A 17,531-nucleotide genomic window follows, 5' to 3' on the forward strand; every position below is an offset into this window, starting at 1 on the left:
ACGCGGCCATGGACGAAAACCCCTCCTTGCTTTCCCGCGCCAGCGCCGAGGTGGTCGATCTCCACCGCTTCTTCGTCGACTGGTTCAATGCGGCGAGTGCGGACAATGCAGATTTCAGGCGCTTCGAAAGCGTCATGGGCAAAGGCTTCCAGATGGTTGCGCCGGACGGTCAGGTCCTCGATCGCGATGCTGTGCTTGACCATGTCGGCGCAAGCCGCGCCAGCTGTGACGGCGGTTTCACCATCTCGATCGAGGATATCCGGGCCGGCTGGCAGGCCGGCGACACGATCGTCGTCTGCTACGTCGAGGCACAGCAACGCGCCGGCAAGCACAGCCGCCGTCGCTCGAGTGCCGTTTTCACCACCAGTTCATCGGCGCCTAACGGCGTCGAATGGCGACATCTGCATGAAACCTGGCTGCAGGTGCCGGAAGGCTGAACAGGCTCAAGACGTGAATGAGAGTCGTGTAACGAAAGGGGAACAACAATGACAAAGACGATACTTCAGATCACCACCGCGCTCGCCTTGCTGACAGCGGCCGGCGCAGCGCAGGCCGCCGACTGCAAGATCACCGTCGGCCTCGTCATGGAACTGACCGGTCCTGCCGGCGAATATGGCCAGGCAGGCGCCAAGTCGGTCGAAATGGCATTCCGCGACATCAACGATGCCGGCGGCGTGCGCGGCTGCGATCTCGCGACCGACACCCGCGACAGCCAGAGCCAGGGCAACATTGCGGTCGACGCCGCAACCCAGCTCGTGCAGGTCAAGAAAGTGCCGGTGATCATAGGCGGCATCATCTCCTCGGTGTCGATCCCGATCCTGACCTCGGTCACCGCGCCGGCCAAGATCGTCCAGGTGTCGCCGGCTTCGTCGTCGCCGACGCTGACGGCGCTCGGGCGCGACGGCAAGACCAACGGCATCTTCTTCCGCACCATCACCTCGGACGCTCTGCAGGGCGTCGCCGCCGCCAAATATGCCATCGACAAGGGCTTCAAGAAGCTGTCGGTCATCCACGTCAACAACGACTTCGGCGTCAACATGGTGGCGGAATTCTCGCGTGCCTATAAGGCGCTCGGCGGCACCATCGTCTCCGACACGCCCTACAATGAAAAGCAGTCGAGCTATGCCTCTGAAGTGACCGCGGCCATGGCTGGCGAGCCAGACGGGCTTTACCTCGTCAGCACGCCTGTCGATGGCGCAACCATCGCCCGTACCTGGATTTCGCAGGGCGGCGTCCAGAAATTCCTGCTCAATGACGGCATGAACAGCCCGGATTTCATCGAATCCGTCGGCGCCGACTATTTGAAGGATGCCTATGGCACTTCTTCGGGCACCAGCCCGACCGCATCGACCGAATATTTCACCAAGAACTACAAGGAATTTTCGGGCATTGAGCCGTCGAACCCGGCGGCCGACCGGTCCTATGATGCCGGCGCCATCGTCGGCTTGGCTATCGCGATTGCCGGCTCCGAGGATCCGGCCAAGATCAAGGACGCGATGTACAAGGCGGTCGATCCGGCCGGCACACCGATCTATGCCGGCAAGGACGAGTTCGCCAAGGCGCTCGGCCTGATCAAGGACGGCAAGCCGATCCGCTACGAAGGCGTCATCGGCCCTGTAGCCTTCGACAAGTATGGCGACATCACCGGCCCGTTCCGCCTTTGGAAGATCGTCGACGGCAAGGTGACGACCGACGGCGAAATGACGACGGATGACGTCAACGCCTTGCAGGCGAAGCTTCAGTAAGCCCCTATGTCTTGTCCGGCATCGATCCCATTTCATTGAGGTTGATGCCGGACGCTTGCATGTCCTGTTGCTGGTTATGCGACCACCGCACCACCCCTCGGCATGATCCAGGGGCAGGCATAATAATCCGTGATGCGATTTATGGTCCCGCCAGCGGCTTCGATCCGAACCGGATAAGCCGGCTTCCAACCGTCTTCGCCATGGTGGAGCACGAGCAGCACCGCCTCGCCATCGATCATGCCAATCGCCATTTTCCAGGCCGTCGAGGCTCTTTCATATTCAACGAAGTAAGGTGATTCCGACAGCCTGCCCTTGAAGCAATCCGCGACCCGCAATTGTGCGTCGGCGCTGGTCAACGCCCGAACCCCGTCCCAGTCGCGGCGGTTGAACAGTTCGACATAGCGGCTGAGCAATTCCAGAAGTTCCGGATCGCGCTGGGGCTCCGAACGCACGATTGGCTCGCCTGACAAGGCGCCCAATTTGGAGCGGCCACGGCTCAACGCGGCCTTGACGCCACCCACGGTCGAGCCGACGAGATCGGCAATCTCTTCCAGCGAATAGTCGAAGACGTCCTTGAGCAGGACGCAGGCGCGTTCCTTGGGCGGCAGGTGGATAACCAGCCGTTCGATCGCGCGATCCGCGCCCTTGCCCGCCGGCTCGACCGGCAGGATGATCTCGTCTTCGACGAAATTGGCCTCCGCATGCTGACGCACCTGCCGGCTTCGCAGGAAATCGATGCAGCGATTATGTGCAATGCGAAACAGCCAAGGGCGAAGAGCAGTCGCATCGTCCAGCTTCTCGATCTTCCGATAGGCCTCGAACAGCGCCTCTTGCATCACGTCTTCGGCGTCGAGCGTCGAACCGGTCATGCGTGCACAGTAGCGGTGCAGCCGTCCACGCAAATGCGCGACTGTCTCCAGGAAGCCGGCGTAGCGGACGTCGAAAAGCCCGGTCGGGTCAAGTCTTGGCTGCATCTTCATTGGCATTCGATTCGGCGGCGGATCACAGCGGGACATAGGTCAGCGTGATCACGCCGTTCTTGAAACGGTGCGTATCTATAAGCTCCAGCTTGACCAGGGACGGGTCGACATCCTGGAAAGCGCGTTTGCCATGCCCGACGCGGGTCGGCACGATCGAGAGTTGATACTCGTCGACAAGCCTGTTGGCGAGCAGCGTCTGGTCGAGATTGCTCACTCCATACTTCAATATGTTGCCGCCGGTTTGCTGCTTGATCCTGGCGATTTCGGCAGCGACGTCGCCTCCGATCAGCGACGCGTTCCAGCTCACTGCCTTGAGGCTGCGCGAAGCGACGAGCTTGTTCAGCCCATTCATGCGGTCCATGTACTTGCTGCCTTTGACCTGCGGCCAACGCGCCGAAAACATTTCATAGGTGATGCGGCCGAGCAGGAAAAAATCCGCCTCGCCGGCCTTTTCATAGGAGTGTTCCTTCATCTCCTCGTCGAAGAAGGGTGAGGCCCATTCCATTGGTGCTTCGATGACGCCGTCCAGCGAGATGAAGCTGCCTACGATTAATTTTCTCATCGCGTGTCTCCGGTTGCGCAACAGGCATCCCGTCGGATCCAAGAACCGGCGCAAACGAACCGGCCCGACGGATGACCACAGGATGCAGTGCCTAAGACGTTTCCGGTTCGACTTTGGATACGCGTGGGGGATCGTATGAGCTAATAAAGCGGCTTGGCCATGTGCCGGGGGGTAGGCCATTCCGTCGTTATCCCCGGCTGCACCGGCCGCTCGAGATAGGTCGACAGGACCACATAGCTTCGGGTCGAGGTAACACCAGGCGTTTCGTAGAGGCGCGACAGCAGGCCTTCGAGTGCCCGCGTGTCCTCGGTGCGGACCTTGATCAGCATGCATGTGTCGCCGGCCACCGAATGAATCTCCTCGACTTCGGGGTGTTCGGAGATTGCCATCAGCTCCGGCGTCTTGCCCCACCCCTTGGTGTCGATATGGACAAAGGCAAGCAGCGGCTTGTGCACCGCTTTTGGATCGATGATGATCGCGGTGTTGCGGATGGCACCGCTGCGCCGCAGGCGCTTGACGCGTTCATGGGCTGCCGGCGGTGAAAGGCCGACGCGGTCGCCGAGCTCGGCATAGCTGATCGTGGCGTCGTCGACCAGAACGCTTAATATTTTTCGGTCGATTGCATCGATATCGCGGGCAGCAGGCCTGTTCTGCGGAATGCCATCTGTTTCTTCATCCATAATGAAATTCCCTATTGATGCAGAATTTAATACGGCCATTATCGCCATATGTCGAACAATGATCAAGCCGCAACATTTACGGCAAGGCCGCCTATCCCGGCGCTCGCTTACCTCCTCACCGGATGCATTGCCGTGATCGGCTCGAACTCGCTGGTGCTCGGTCCGATCGCACCGGCGGTTGCCGCGTCCCTCGGCACAAGCGTGCCGGCGGTTATGATCGCGTCCGCCGCGTTCGGGCTCGGTACTTCGGCGAGCGCCTTGTTCCTGGCGCGCTATATCGACCGGCTTGGTGCCCGCCGCATGCTGCAAGGAGCGTTGCTGCTGCTGGCGATAGCGCTCGTCGCCAGCGCTGCTGCGCCGACGGTGACGGCGCTGGTCGCGGCCCAGCTTCTCGCCGGCATCGCTGCAGGTGTCGCCATGCCGGCAATCTACGCCAGCTCCGCCGCGATTGCACCGCCCGGCCGCGAAAGCGGCACCATAGGCGTCGTGCTGACCGGCTGGACGCTGAGCATGATCGCCGGGGTTTCGCTATCGGCCGTACTTGCCGACCTGGTGCATTGGCGCGCTGTTTTCGCGGCGGTCGCGGTGCTCTCAGCACTCGCATTGGCAAGCCTGACGCTGACGTCGCTGAGCGATGTCAGGAAGAGCGGCCCGGCGCCGACGCCGCTGGGCGCCTTGAGCGTCCCCGGCATAGTGCCGCTTCTGGTTGCCTGCGCCGCATTCATGACCGCGTTCTACGGTGTCTATGGCTATCTTGGCGATCACCTTCACAATGGCTTGGGACGGCCGGTCAGCGCCAACGGGCTGGCCGCGCTCGCTTATGGCGCCGGATTTGGTGCGGCGGCACTTCTTGACGGCGTTATCGACCGCCTGGGCGCGCGGCGTATCATGCCATTTGCCTACCTGCTCGTCGCGGCCGTCTATGTCGCGATTGCCGCAGCGAGCAGTAGTTTCCATCTGACTATAGCGATGATAGCCGTCTGGGGCCTTGCCAATCATTTCGGGCTGAACGTCCTGGTGATGCGCCTGTCCGCGCTTGATCCTGCGCGGCGCGGCACGATCATGGGCTTGAACAGCGCGGTGACCTACCTCGCCGTGTTCGTCGGCACCACGGCGTTCGGACCGCTTTATTCCACATTCGGTTTTGCGACGTCGGCGGTGGTTGCAGCCCTGCTCATGCTGATCGCTGCTGTGGCAGCGGCGTGGCGTTCGCCGAAGCTATAGCGCAGCAAGGCTTGCGTCTCGGCCCCGTCCATCGATAGATGCTTGGTGGATGGACGATACAACGCTTGAGATAACCGCCGATCCCTTGCCGCACGAGCTGGCTTTTCTCGGAGAGCGGCTTGCTGCGTTCAACGACAGCGATGTCGGCGCCTCCCGCAGGAAGGCATTGGCCGTGTTCGTGCGCGATGAGCACGGCGTTATTGTCGCCGGCATCTCGGGATACACCGCCTGGGGCTGGCTCTATGTGCAATGGCTCTGGGTCGATGAAAAACTGCGCGGCCACGGCATGGCCGGCAGGATGCTCGAGGCGGCCGAGAGGGAGGCGATCGCGCGCGACTGTCACGGCGCCTGGATCGACACGTTCAATCCCAAGGCGGCCAAGGCCTATGAGCGCCACGGCTACCGGCCGTTCGGTGCGCTCGCCGACTTTCCCATCGGCCGCAGCCGCATCTTCTTACAGAAGAACCTGAAGCACGATTAGCCGGCGAGCCGCCCTCCGCGCATCGGCTGCGGCACGCCGGTCGTGCTGGGGAAGCTGATCGGCAAGCCCCTAAGCACGCGCACTGCCAGGAAGGCAAAACACTCCGCCTCCACCGCATCGCCCTTCCAGCCCATCGCCTCGGCCGGCACGGCCTCGACACCGGCGCGGCTGGCAAGCATGGCCATGATCGTTGGATTGTGGCGCCCGCCGCCGCTGACCACCAGCCGCTTCGGCCGGCGCGGCAGAAGATCGAGCCCTTTGCCGACCGCGGCCGCGGTGAAGGCCGTCAGCAGTGCTGCGCCATCCTCGGCATTCATCCCGTCCGCCATCGAGGCGTCGAAATCGAAACGGTCCAGCGATTTCGGGTAAGGCTTGGTCAAATACGGGTGCTGCAGGAGCTTGGCCAGCCGTGACTCGTCGACCGTCCCGGCGCGGGCCAGCGCGCCGTCGCGGTCCATTTCGCCAAGACCCTTCGATTTGATGAAGTCGTTCAGCGGTGCGTTGGCGGGCCCGGTGTCGAAGGCAACAATATTGTCCATGCCGTCCCACCAGGTGATGTTGGCGACGCCGCCGAGATTAAGCACCGCCGTGTCGCCGCTGGCGTCTGCCTCGCGCAGTAGCGCGGCGTGATAGGCGGCCGAGAGCGGCGCACCCTGGCCGCCGGCGCGCATGTCGGCCGAGCGGAAGTCATAGGCGACCTTGGTGCCCAGGATGGCATGCATCAGCTCGCCGTCGCCGAGCTGGCGGGTCTGGCCCAGTCGGCCCACTTGCGGGGCACGGTGCAGCACGGTCTGGCCATGGAAGCCGACGACGCCGATATCGGCCATGGTCAGGCCGTGACTTTCGACAAGATCCCTCACCGCGGCGGATTGGGCGCGCGTCAGTGCCTCCTCTGCCTCACGAAAAATCGCCGGTTCCGGTCCGGTGAAATTCCAGATCCTGGCCTGGCGCAACGTCTCCTCCAACAGGCTGCGGATCGATCTGGGGTAGGGTGCCAGCGTGTAGGTGCCGAAATCCGCGATCCGTTCGCCGTCGGTCTTGATCAGCGCGACGTCGATATTGCCGTCCAGCACGGTGCCGGTCATCAGGCCGACAGCCCACATTGGTTCGCCATTTTTCGCAATCATGCTTGTCAGGCTCCGTTGACGAGATCGCCGATCGATTGCCTTAGCGCTGCGATCCCGCTGTTGAAATGACGTGTCGGATGGATCCGGTTGGTGAGCAAGGTCCATGCTCTGCCTTTGTCGAAGTCGACCCAAAGCCCGGTGCCGGTGAAGCCGGTATGGCCAATTGTGCCGGGGCTGCACAGCCGGCCGCCGGACCAGCCTTCGTAAGGCCGCTCCCAGCCATGGGTGCGGGTTGCCGACACGGGCGTGCGCATCAGCGCTATTGAACGCTCGGATGCGCCGCTCCCGTCCAGCAGCCCTAGCGCAAAATCGAGGATCGCGGCCGCCGTTCCGAACAGCCCGGCGTGACCGGCCCCTTGCAATGCCGAGCAATTGTCGTCGTGGACCTCGCCGCAGAGAACACGATGGCGCCATGTGCAGTCTTCCGTGGCCGCCGCGCGATCCGGTTCGGTGGAGAACGCGAAGCCCGGACCGGGATCCATGTCGCGAATGGTCTTGCCGGACAGGCGCTCCAGGACAAAGCCGAGCAGCATGAAGTTGATATCGGAATAGACCGGCTCCCCGGCCTGCCACTCGCGCTGCAGGACAAAGGCGCGCAACAGCTCGGGATCGCGGCCATAGGTGTAGATTGGCGCGACGGCGGGAAACGGCGTCTGATGACCGAGACACTGGCGAAACGTCACCTTCCGTTCCCAGGCTTTTTCGTCATATTGGCGAAGGTCGGGCAGGACCGAAATCAGCGGCGCGTCGAGGTCGATGACGCCTTCCTCCGCCAGTGCCAGGATGCGCGGCGTCGTAAAAATGACTTTGGTCAGCGACGCCAGGTCGAACCATGTTTCGATATGCATCGGCCGTATTTTCGGCACGACTTGGGCTGAGCCGATTGCCCGGACGATGCGTTGACCGTCCCAGTCGACCATGCCGAGCACGCCGCCCGGAATGCGCGACGCAGCCACGGCCGCTTCGAGCGGGGCGAATGCGCGGTCGAAGAGATCATGGTCGATCAATTGCGGCCTCCGTCTGAAAAGCAGCGAGGGGGCTGTCCGTCTGACTCTGCATGCTTTCGAGCGACAATCATCACGCTTCCACCCGTGCCCTATGATCCGGCCCGAATTGCTGCCAATTGGCCGGGCCCGGCTCAAATCCCAGCGGACGCACGAGCGAGGGGACCTGGCGCGTGTCGAGCTCGAAACGTTCATGCCGCCGGTCTATGGAGGGAACGGCCGCGATAAGCTGTTTGGTATAGGAGTGCTTCGGCTCCGAGAGCACCGATCTGGCATCGCCGATCTCGACGATCTGGCCGGCATAGATGACCGCGATGCGATGGGCAATCCGCTCGACGACAGCCATGTCATGCGAGATGAACAGGTAGGCCAGCCCGAATTCACGCTGCAGCTCGATCAAAAGCTCCAACACCCTGGCCTGCACCGATACATCGAGCGCCGAAACCGCTTCGTCGAGGACAACAACCGAAGGATTGAGCATCAGCGCGCGAGCGATGCACAGGCGTTGCCGCTGGCCGCCGGAGAATTCGTGCGGATAGCGCTGCAGGCTGTTTTCCGGAAGGCCGACTCGTTTCAGCAGCGCGGCCATTTTCGCCCGCGTTTCAGCAGTTATCCGTCCGCCGGTAGCGATCACCGGCTCTGCGAGGATGCTTTCGATGGTGAGTCTGGGATTGAGCGAGCCATAGGGATTCTGGAACACCATCTGCACGGGCAGGGCGCTCTGCCCGGCGACGGCCTTGCGCGTGCTGGCCGAAATTGTGCCGTGCGTCGGGCGCACCAGCCCCAGAATCGCGCGGGCGGTGGTGGACTTTCCGGAACCGCTCTCGCCGACGACCGCCAATGTCTCGCCTGGCATTAGCTCGAAATCCACCCCGTCCACTGCGTGCACGGCACCGCTGACACGGCTGAAAAACCCAGCCTTGACCGGAAACCGCACCACGAGCCCATTGACCTTCAGCGCCGGCTCGGCAGCTTTTTGCGTTTCGCGTTGCACGTCTTTGCGTGCGGCACTGCCGCCGGCGAAATGCGGCACCGCATGAAGCAGATGCCGCGTATAGGGATGCTGCGGATTGTCCAATATCTGGTTCAGCGCGCCCTGCTCGACAGCTTCTCCGCTTTGCATCACCATGACCTTGTCAGCGATGCCTGCAACCAGACCGATGTCGTGGGTGATGAAGATCATCGACATCCCGGTTTCCTGCTTCAATTCGGCGAGCAGCGCCATGATCTGCGCCTGCACCGTAACATCCAGCGCCGTCGTTGGTTCGTCGGCAATGAGCAGGCGCGGGTTGCAAGCGAGCGCCATGGCGATCATCACCCGCTGCAACATGCCTCCCGAAAGCTGGTTGGGCGTGTATTTCAGTCGCCGTGCAGCGTCGGGAATACGCACGCGGTCGAGCGCGTTCTTGGCCGCCGCCGTCGCTTGCCGGCCGGTCAGGCCGCGATGCAGGCGAAACGATTCCTCGATCTGCCTGCCGATGGTCAGCACCGGATTGAGCGAGCTCATCGGCTCCTGGAAGATCATGCCGATTTCACCGCCGCGGATCTTCGTCAGTTGCGGCTCGTCCGCGGCGGTCAGGTCGAAAATGCTGTTGTCGACCCGCTTCAGCGTGATCGAGCCTGCGGTGATGCGGCCGCCGCCATAATCGACAAGGCGATTGATCGACAGCGCCGTGACCGATTTGCCCGAGCCGCTTTCGCCGACGATTGCCAATGTTTCGCCGTCGGCGAGATCGAAGCTGACGCCGCGCACAACCTCATTGGCTTTCGGGTTGCGGCCGAAGCCGACGCGCAATCCGCTGACGGACAGCAGCGGGATCATGCGATCGATCTCCGCATCTTCGGATCGAGGACATCACGCAACGCATCGCCGAGCAGGTTAAAGCCGAGGATGCTGATCATGATCGCCACGCCCGGGAAGATCATCAGCCAGGGAGCTGTCTCCATCAGATTGCGGCTGTCGCTCAGCATCAGGCCGAGCGAGGCGGCGGGCGGCTGCGTGCCGAGCCCGAGGAAGCTTAAGCCGGCCTCGGTCAGCAGTGCCCAGGCCAGCGCCAGCGTCACCTGAACCGTCAGTGGCGCCACCAGATTGAGCAGCAGATGGCGTGTTACGATATAGCCCGCACTGCTGCCGAACGTGCGGGCCGCGTCGACGAACTCGCGCGCCTTGAGCGACAGAGCCGGACCTCGCACGACGCGCGTGAAGATCGGCGTGTAGACGATGGCAATGGCAATGACGCTGGTCGAGGTTCCCGGTCCAGCAACCGCGACGATCAGCAGCGCCAGCAGGATCGCCGGGAACGCCAGCACAACGTCCATGATGCGCATCACCAGGCCGTCCCAGCGGCGCCCGAACCAGGCTGCCGCCAGCCCGAGCACGGTGCCGGCCAGTGTCGCGAAGGCGACCGAAAAGAAGGCCACGATGAAGGACTGGCCGATCCCGGTCATCAGCCGACTTGCGACATCGCGGCCGAACAGGTCCGTGCCCATCAGGTAGGTGCCGTCAGGCGCATGCAGTCGCTCGACCCGGTGCTGCGTCAGCGGATCGTGCGGCGTCAGCCCCAGCATGCCAAGCACGGCAAGCAGCAGATAAAGCGCAACGATGGCACCGCCGATGCGGCCGCTGGGATGCGCAAATATAGCCCGCAATGTCGCCATCAGTGCTCGCTTAGCCGGATACGCGGGTCGAGCGCGACATAGGCGAGGTCGACGAGGAGATTGACGATCATGAAGTTGAAGGCGATGAACAGCACGCTTCCCTGCACCAGCGCGTAGTCGCGCTGCAGGATGGCATCCAGCACCATACGGCCGAGACCGGGCAGCGCAAATATCTGCTCGACGATGACTGCCCCGCCCAGCAGATAGCCGAACTCTATGCCGCTCAGCGTCACGACCGGGATGAGCGCGTTGGGCAAAGCATGCCCCCAGATGACGCCGCGCGCCGAAACGCCTTTGCTGCGCGCCGTCCTGACATAGTCGTCGCTGAGCACATCGAGCATCGCCGAACGCGATATGCGGGTCACCGAAGCCGCGAAGGCAAATCCAAGCGTGACCGCAGGCAGCAACAGCTGGCCGAGATTGCGCAGCGGATCCTGCCACAGCGGCGAAAACTCACCCATCGCCGGCAAAACGCCAAACCCCGCCGACAGCGTGTAGATGATCAGCAGGGCAAGGACAAAGTTCGGCGTCGACTGCCCGATCATTGCGACAACGCGCACGCCGAGGTCGGACAGCTTTTCATTATGGGTGGCGGCAAAAATCCCGGCCGGCATGCCGACAACCAGGGCGATGACCATCGAAAGCAGGGCGAGCTCCAACGTTAGCGGGAAACGCTCGAGGATGACGTCGAGCACCGGCCTGCCATAGGTGGACGAAATGCCGAGATTACCTTGGACAAGACCAAGCAGCCAGCGCCAGTACTGGATGAACCAGGGCTGGTCGATGCCGAAATAAGCTGCAAGCGCATCGCGCTGCTGCGGCGTCAGCAGGCCGGCTTCGGTCCCCAGCATTGCCGTGATCGAATCGCCCGGAACCATCCTGATCGCCAGGAACACGACGATGGACACGCCAAGCAGGACGAGAGGGAAGGTTGCCAGTCGCCGCATCAGATAGTTCACGCGAAGAATACCCTCTCGTCTGGCACCAAAGCAGCTACTGGATCGTCACCTTGGCGAGGCTGAACAGCGAGCCTGTCGGCACCGGTTCGAATCCTGCGATATTCTTCTGCTGTGCGGTGTAGCTGTAGGACGTGTAGAGCCAGATCCAGGGCGACATCTCAGTGATGTGCTTCTCGAAGTCGGCGAAGATCGCCTTGCGCGCTGCCGGGTCGGTCTCGCTGCGGCCCTTCTGCATAAGACTGTCCAGCGTATCGTCGATATAGTTCGCGACCTTCTGCAGATTGCCCGTCTTGGTCCAGTAACGGTTGTACATAGTGTAGGGATCGGCCCTGCCGCCGTTCAGGGCGATGGCCATGTCGAAATCGCCCTTCAGCCAGGCATCGACATAGACGTTGAGCTCCATCATTTTGATGTCGAGCTTGACGCCGATTTCTGCGAGTTGCGACTGGATGACCTGGGCTTCCGCCGCCGCTGTCGGCGGCTCGCCGGTGGCGCCGATCACGGTCGCCGAAAAACCGTCGGCGTAGCCCGCTTCGGCCATCAGCTGCTTGGCTTTCTCGACGTCGCGCTTATAGCAGAACAACTGGCTCGGATCGGTCGCCAGCGCCGGGATAGTCAGCGGGCCGGTGACTTTGCCTTCACCGAGCGAGGCGGTGTCCAGCACTTCCTGCCGGTCGATGGCGCAGGAAATCGCCTGACGCACCTTGAGTTCGGTCATCGGCTTGCGGGAAGGATTGAGCTGCAGCACGTGATAGGCAAGCACCGGCACACGGTTCAACTGCAGACTGGCTTCCTTGGGCACAAGCGTGGCGACAAGCGGATCGTTGAGCAGGGCAAATTCGATCTGCTTGCTGCGCATCGCCGCCAGGATCGCCGTCTCGTCCGGCAGCACGCTGATCTCGATGCCGTCGACGCCGGTCGTGCCGCCCGCCCAATCCTTGTTGGCGACAAGCACTTCCTTGGAATTCGGATCCCACTTTTCCAACTTGAACGGACCCGAGCCGATCGTCGTCGTGCCGATCGAGCCGGCCGTGATTTCGCTTGCCGGGACGATCGCGGCGTTGACGTCGCTCATCGCCGTCAGGATCGGCACATCCGGCTGCGAGAGGTGGAACACGACGGTGGCTGGATCGGGTGTGTCGATGCTGGCGATCGAGAGAAAGTTGGCACGCGCGGCCGCGCCGGTCTTCTCGTCGAGTATGCGCTCGAACGATGCCTTGACATCGGCCGAGGTCACGGCGGCGCCGTTCTGGAATTTTGCTTTCGGATTGAGTTTGAAACTCAGCTCCTTGCCGTCCGGCGAGAACTGCCATGAATCGGCAATCGCGGGCGTGATTTGCAGGTTTGCGTCGAGCCGCACCAGTGGCTCATAGATCAGTTCCAGCAGCCGCAGTGAGGAGAATGCCGTCTGCTTGTGCGGATCAAGACCGGTGGCGTCCTGCGACCACGCCATATGCAGCGTCGCCGCACTCGCCTGCGCCGGTAGCGCGGCGATGCCAACCATTGCCGCGAGGGCCATGCCGGAAAGCAGTTTCTTGCCAATGTGCCGTACCATTGTCGTCTCCCATTATTGTTAAACCTGATGCCTTGCAGTTCCCCGGACCGCTTCAAAGGGACACACGTCCCCGAACATCGGCCCAGTATCCATGCGGTCTTACACCGTCTTTTCGCCTATCGCCTTGCGCAGGAAACCTCCCGCGTTGGCAAGCGCCTTACGTGCTTCCTCGACGCCCATGCCGGTGATCGTCACCAGGATTGCCAGTTTTACATCATTGCCGGTCTGGTCGAGTGCCTGTCGTGCCTGCTGTGCCGCGCAGCCGGTCGTCTGCATCACGATCCTGACCGCCCGGGCGACAAGCTTCTTGTTGCTTGGATTGAGGTCAACCATCAGGTTCTGATAGCTCTTGCCGATGCGGATCATGCTGGCGGTAGACAGCATGTTGAGCACCAGCTTTTGCGCGGTTCCCGATTTCAGTCGGGTCGAGCCGGTGAGAACCTCCGGGCCGACCACCGGAGAGATGGCAATGTCGGCTATGCCGGCAATGGTCGATCGCGGATTGCAGGACAGCGCCACGGTGGTCGCTCCCACCTGCTTGGCATAGGTCAGGCCGCCGATGACATAAGGCGTGCGCCCGCTGACAGCGATGCCGACCACCACATCGTCGGCGGTCAGCTTGATGTCCTGCAATGCCTTTACACCCTGTTTCGGGTCATCCTCGGCGCCTTCCGCGGAGCGCACCAGCGCGTCGTCGCCGCCGGCGATCAGGCCCACCACCATGTCCTCGGGTACGCCGAAGGTCGGTGGACATTCCGAGGCGTCGAGGACGCCGAGCCGGCCGCTGGTGCCAGCGCCCACATAGACAAGGCGCGCACCCTTCTGGAACGCGCTCACGATCCGGTCCACGGCAGCAGCAATCTCAGGAATGACCTTCTCGACGGCGGCCGCAACGCCTTTATCTTCGTCATTGATCTTGCGCAGCACCTCAATGGTCGGCAACAGGTCGATGTCGATGGTTCTCGGGTTGCGGTCCTCGGAAACCAGCCGCTCCAACTCCGACATCAACCCGTGTTCGACCACTTGCTTACTTTCAATCTGCCGTGAGCGGGAACGCGATGCCGTGCCGGGCAGGCGACCGGCTGTCTTGTTTCTGCTTAGTTAACTTTTTAGAATTCGGTATTCCCGGTGTCAACGGATTGTAGGAATAAAATATTCCTCTTTGAGTTGCGCGTTACTCGCCGCAAAGCGACTTTCTGGCCAGGATTATGGCTCCCGAAACCGCATCGCCGTCGGCCGGCTTCAGCCGTCGGCGGACGTCGGGAGCGAGCCATGGCTCCAGCGGGCTGGACAACCCTCCGAGCAACGTAACCCGCGGCGCGCCTTTTTCGAACAGCACCCGCACGAAGGTGTCGATCTGCTCGGCAGCGCCTTGCACGATCCGCCGACCGGCCGGATCGCCCTGGTCGGCATGGCGGATCACCATCGGCGCCATGGCGGCATAATCCGTCGCACTGGCGCGGTCCATCCAGGCCACCGCCTCGAACGGGTCGTCCTTGAAGCGCTGCATCACCTCGGCCACCAGCGCGGTCCGCTCGTGCCGGCCGTCATGGGCGCGCAAGGCGAACTGTACCGCTTTCAACCCTAGATCGGCGCCGCTTCCCTCGTCGGAAATCGGAAAACCGTAGCCGCCGACACGCAGGTCGCGCCCTTCGACAAAGCCGAGCCCGATCGAACCGGTCCCGGCTATGACGATGGCGCCGTCCTGGCCCGAATGCGCGCCCAGGCAAGCCGCGACGCCGTCGCTGACGAAGTCGAGACTTGCAAAGGGATGGGAGATCGCACGAAACGCCTCAAGCGACCCCTTGCGGCCGATGCCGGCAAGACCGACGCCGGCACGGATCCTGGCGATTTTCGTCGCCGTGAACCCTGCCTCTTTGATCGCAGCACCAAAGGCTTTGGCAACGGAGGCCCAGGCCGCCTCTATACCGAGCCGCGTTGTCGCCGGACCTGAGAGACCTTGCCCGAGCACGGTTCCCGCCTCGTCTTCGATACGCGCCCGACAGCCGGTTCCGCCGCCATCGACGCCCAGGAAATAATGCGAAGACGCCGCGCCGGCACTCATCCACTTATCCGCTCGATCTGGGCGCCGCAAAGCCGGAGCTTGCGGTCCAGCTGCTCATAGCCGCGATCGAGATGATAGACGCGGTTGATCGTCGTCTCGCCCTGGGACACCAGCGCTGCCAGCACCAGCGAGACGGAGGCGCGCAGGTCGGTGGCCATCACTTGCGCGCCCTTCAGCTTCTCGCCTCCGCGCACCAGCGCCATGGTGCCTTGCAGCTTGATGTTGGCGCCGAGCCGCATCAGTTCAGGCACATGCATGAAGCGGTTCTCGAAGATCGTCTCACGCAACAGCGAAGCGCCCTCGGCACAGCACATCAACGCCATGAACTGCGCTTGGAGATCGGTCGGAAAGCCCGGATAGGGCTCCGTCGTCACATCGACGGCTTTGAGCGGCCCGTCTCTCGATACGATCAGCCCGCGGTCGCCCGGCCAGATTTTCACACCGGCTGTTTCGAGCAGCTGGATGACGGATGCCATGTGCTCGAGCCGCGCGTGGGTCAGCTCGAGCTGACCGCCGGTGATAGCCGCCGCGACGGCATAGGTGCCGGCCTCTATCCGGTCCGGGATGATGTCGTGCGTGGCGGCGCGCCAGCCTGTGCTGCCCGCGATCAGGATACGGTGCGTGCCGGCGCCCTCGATCCGCGCGCCCATGGCGATCAAGCAGGCAGCAAGGTCGGCCACCTCCGGTTCGCGCGCCGCATTGAGGATCTCGGTTTCGCCCTTTGCAGTCGTCGCTGCCATCATCGCTGTTTCGGTCGCGCCGACCGATGGTGAGCTCAAAACGATACGCGCGCCTTTTAGTCCGCCCGGCGCGGACGCGACGATCAGCCCGTTTTCGATCGCAATGTCGGCGCCAAGTGCGGCAAGTGCGGCGACATGCATGTCGACCGGCCGTGCGCCGATCGCGCAGCCGCCGGGCAGCGAAACCATGGCATGGCCGAAGCGGGCAAGCAGCGGGCCGAGCACCAGCACTGTCGCGCGCATACGCCTGACGGTATCGTAGGTTGTCTCCTTGGAGACGGCAGCACTGGTGTTGATCGTTGCGGCGTGTGCCGATCTGGTGACCTGGGCGCCATGGAGCCTGACGACGCCAAGCATGTTTTCGACGTCGGTCACCGCAGGCAGGTTGGTCAGTTGCAGCGGATAAGGGCTGAGCAACGCCGCCGCTATTTGCGGCAAGGCCGCGTTCTTGGCGCCGGAGATCGTCACCGCGCCCTCAAGCCTGTGCCCGCCGACGATCCGCAATTTGTCCATGGCTCTGACCTAATCCCGAGCTGTCGGTGTGTCTACGATCTTTCATGGCCGAATCGTCGACATGCCAGAAGGCTGGGGCACAACCGCACCAGTCGAGATTTGATGGTTCATTCTTCGCTGTCAATCAGAGACGGAATAATTTATTCCTTGGTTTGGCATTGTCCGTGACTGGCAACAGGTGAACGCATGTCCATCCTGAAGAAAATCGAGGCCAAGCTCGAAATCATGGCGCCCGGTGACCGCGAGATCGGTCGGTATATCGTCGATAATCCCGACCAGATGCTGCGCCTGTCGACGGAGGCGCTTGCCGCCGAGATCGGCCGCAGCCAGTCGAGCGTCGTCAAGTTCAGCCAGAAGCTCGGCTATTCCAGCTATCAGGAGCTCAAGCTCGCCGTCAGCGAGGCCAAGTCGCAGGAATGGCACGTGCCGGCCGGCATGATCCACGGTTCGATCGAGGTCGGCGACAGCTATCCGGTCATCCTGCGCAAGCTGATCGGCAGCAAGCTTTTGTCGATGCAACAGACGGTCGCGGCCAACACCGAGCATGAAATCGGCAAGGCCCTCGAAGCGTTGAACGGTGCGCGCCGCATTCATTTGGCAGGCGTCGGCGCATCCTCTCTGGTGGCGCGCGATTTCTCATACAAGCTGATGAAGCTCGGCCGCAACGTGCTGCACGACAGCGACAGCCATGTGCAAATGGCCAATGTCTCGACGCTTGGACGAGGCGACGCGTTATTCGCGCTCTCCTATTCCGGGGCGAGCATCGAAACCCTGCGGATAGCTGAACTCGCACATAAACGCGGCACCACCGTTATCGCCGTCACCGGGCTTCGCGACAATCCGCTGAGCCGGGTTGCCGACATTCGCCTCCACACGATGGCCGATGAAGAGCGCGCGCGCTCTTCATCGATAACCGCGCGTGATGCACAACTGACGCTAACCGACCTGCTGTTCATCCTGCTTGTGCAGAAGCAGCCTGACGCCAACGAATATGTCCACAACAGCGAATTGGCCGTCTCGGTGCTGAAGGCTTAGCAGTCTTCAGCGTGGCGTTAAGGCCTCTGTTCCTCCCTGATGCTGCACGTCGACAAGAGCAAGTTTCGTCCTCCGAAGTAGCTTTGTTCAATGCGCTCACACGTTCTCCGGCCGGCAGAGCCGCGGGAGCGCCGATTGGTCAAACGCCGCCATGGCAAACCAATGTTGACAAGATCATCTGTTGTTTCATACATCGAGTTCAG

General features: G+C 62.5%; 17 protein-coding genes. 5 read left to right on the plus strand and 12 right to left on the minus strand.

Going from position 1 to position 17,531, the window contains the following annotated elements; genetic code table 11:
• Nucleotides 1–8: 8 nt before the first annotated feature.
• A complete protein-coding gene (locus tag NKJ72_RS07710; protein ID WP_352476513.1) occupies nt 9–437 on the plus strand; it encodes a DUF4440 domain-containing protein in 429 nt (142 codons plus the stop codon).
• Between the two features lie 48 nt (nt 438–485).
• Entirely contained in the window at nt 486–1,745 is a 1,260-nt protein-coding gene (locus NKJ72_RS07715) for an ABC transporter substrate-binding protein (RefSeq protein WP_128244314.1), read from the plus strand.
• 74 nt (nt 1,746–1,819) lie between these two features.
• On the opposite strand, the gene NKJ72_RS07720 is transcribed toward NKJ72_RS07715, so the two are convergent.
• The 3 genes from NKJ72_RS07720 to NKJ72_RS07730 form a co-directional block, all read right to left on the minus strand.
• On the minus strand, nt 1,820–2,725 hold the full coding sequence (locus NKJ72_RS07720) for a sigma-70 family RNA polymerase sigma factor (RefSeq protein ID WP_352476514.1): 906 nt from the start codon (nt 2,723–2,725) through the stop codon (nt 1,820–1,822).
• 22 nt (nt 2,726–2,747) lie between these two features.
• Entirely contained in the window at nt 2,748–3,287 is a 540-nt protein-coding gene (locus NKJ72_RS07725; RefSeq protein ID WP_352476515.1) for a dihydrofolate reductase family protein, read from the minus strand.
• 140 nt (nt 3,288–3,427) lie between these two features.
• Nucleotides 3,428–3,967: an Lrp/AsnC family transcriptional regulator gene (locus NKJ72_RS07730; RefSeq protein ID WP_352476516.1), complete on the minus strand. Its 540-nt coding sequence runs from the start codon at nt 3,965–3,967 to the stop codon at nt 3,428–3,430.
• 48 nt (nt 3,968–4,015) lie between these two features.
• Here NKJ72_RS07730 and NKJ72_RS07735 point away from each other — a divergent pair, with 48 nt between their 5' ends.
• Both NKJ72_RS07735 and NKJ72_RS07740 read left to right on the plus strand, forming a co-directional pair.
• Nucleotides 4,016–5,191: an MFS transporter gene (locus tag NKJ72_RS07735; RefSeq protein ID WP_352476517.1), complete on the plus strand. Its 1,176-nt coding sequence runs from the start codon at nt 4,016–4,018 to the stop codon at nt 5,189–5,191.
• A 49-nt stretch (nt 5,192–5,240) separates the two neighbouring features.
• Nucleotides 5,241–5,672: a GNAT family N-acetyltransferase gene (locus NKJ72_RS07740; protein WP_352476518.1), complete on the plus strand. Its 432-nt coding sequence runs from the start codon at nt 5,241–5,243 to the stop codon at nt 5,670–5,672.
• Here NKJ72_RS07740 and NKJ72_RS07745 read toward each other — a convergent pair.
• The 9 genes from NKJ72_RS07745 to murA all read right to left on the minus strand — a co-directional run bounded on the left by NKJ72_RS07745 (nt 5,669) and on the right by murA (nt 16,293).
• Nucleotides 5,669–6,799, minus strand: a complete 1,131-nt coding sequence (locus NKJ72_RS07745; protein ID WP_352476519.1) for an anhydro-N-acetylmuramic acid kinase — start codon at nt 6,797–6,799, stop codon at nt 5,669–5,671. The genes NKJ72_RS07740 and NKJ72_RS07745 overlap by 4 nt on opposite strands.
• A 5-nt stretch (nt 6,800–6,804) precedes the next feature.
• Entirely contained in the window at nt 6,805–7,806 is a 1,002-nt protein-coding gene (locus NKJ72_RS07750; protein ID WP_352476520.1) for a serine hydrolase domain-containing protein, read from the minus strand.
• 70 nt (nt 7,807–7,876) lie between these two features.
• Nucleotides 7,877–9,625, minus strand: a complete 1,749-nt coding sequence (locus tag NKJ72_RS07755; protein WP_352476521.1) for an ABC transporter ATP-binding protein — start codon at nt 9,623–9,625, stop codon at nt 7,877–7,879.
• Nucleotides 9,622–10,461: an ABC transporter permease gene (locus NKJ72_RS07760; RefSeq protein WP_352476522.1), complete on the minus strand. Its 840-nt coding sequence runs from the start codon at nt 10,459–10,461 to the stop codon at nt 9,622–9,624. The genes NKJ72_RS07755 and NKJ72_RS07760 overlap by 4 nt, the downstream gene beginning before the upstream one ends.
• Nucleotides 10,461–11,420: an ABC transporter permease gene (locus NKJ72_RS07765; RefSeq protein WP_352476523.1), complete on the minus strand. Its 960-nt coding sequence runs from the start codon at nt 11,418–11,420 to the stop codon at nt 10,461–10,463. Before NKJ72_RS07765 ends, NKJ72_RS07760 begins: the two co-directional genes overlap by 1 nt.
• Nucleotides 11,421–11,454: 34 nt before the next feature.
• A complete protein-coding gene (locus NKJ72_RS07770) occupies nt 11,455–12,975 on the minus strand; it encodes an ABC transporter substrate-binding protein (protein WP_352476524.1) in 1,521 nt (506 codons plus the stop codon).
• A 99-nt stretch (nt 12,976–13,074) separates the two neighbouring features.
• On the minus strand, nt 13,075–13,980 hold the full coding sequence (murQ, locus tag NKJ72_RS07775) for an N-acetylmuramic acid 6-phosphate etherase (RefSeq protein WP_502900490.1): 906 nt from the start codon (nt 13,978–13,980) through the stop codon (nt 13,075–13,077).
• A 169-nt stretch (nt 13,981–14,149) separates the two neighbouring features.
• Nucleotides 14,150–15,040: a glucosamine kinase nucleotide-binding domain-containing protein gene (locus NKJ72_RS07780; RefSeq protein ID WP_352476526.1), complete on the minus strand. Its 891-nt coding sequence runs from the start codon at nt 15,038–15,040 to the stop codon at nt 14,150–14,152.
• Nucleotides 15,037–16,293 (minus strand): UDP-N-acetylglucosamine 1-carboxyvinyltransferase, encoded by a 1,257-nt coding sequence (gene murA, locus NKJ72_RS07785; RefSeq protein ID WP_352476527.1) that lies wholly within the window; start codon nt 16,291–16,293, stop codon nt 15,037–15,039. The genes NKJ72_RS07780 and murA overlap by 4 nt, the downstream gene beginning before the upstream one ends.
• Nucleotides 16,294–16,479: 186 nt before the next feature.
• Between murA and NKJ72_RS07790 the strand changes: the two genes are divergently transcribed.
• Entirely contained in the window at nt 16,480–17,328 is an 849-nt protein-coding gene (locus NKJ72_RS07790; protein ID WP_352476528.1) for a MurR/RpiR family transcriptional regulator, read from the plus strand.
• The last annotated feature ends 203 nt before the right edge of the window (nt 17,329–17,531 follow it).

Origin of the sequence: Mesorhizobium sp. M0045 (genome assembly GCF_040323385.1) — a bacterium.
In the GTDB taxonomy this organism is placed as follows: domain Bacteria; phylum Pseudomonadota; class Alphaproteobacteria; order Rhizobiales; family Rhizobiaceae; genus Mesorhizobium.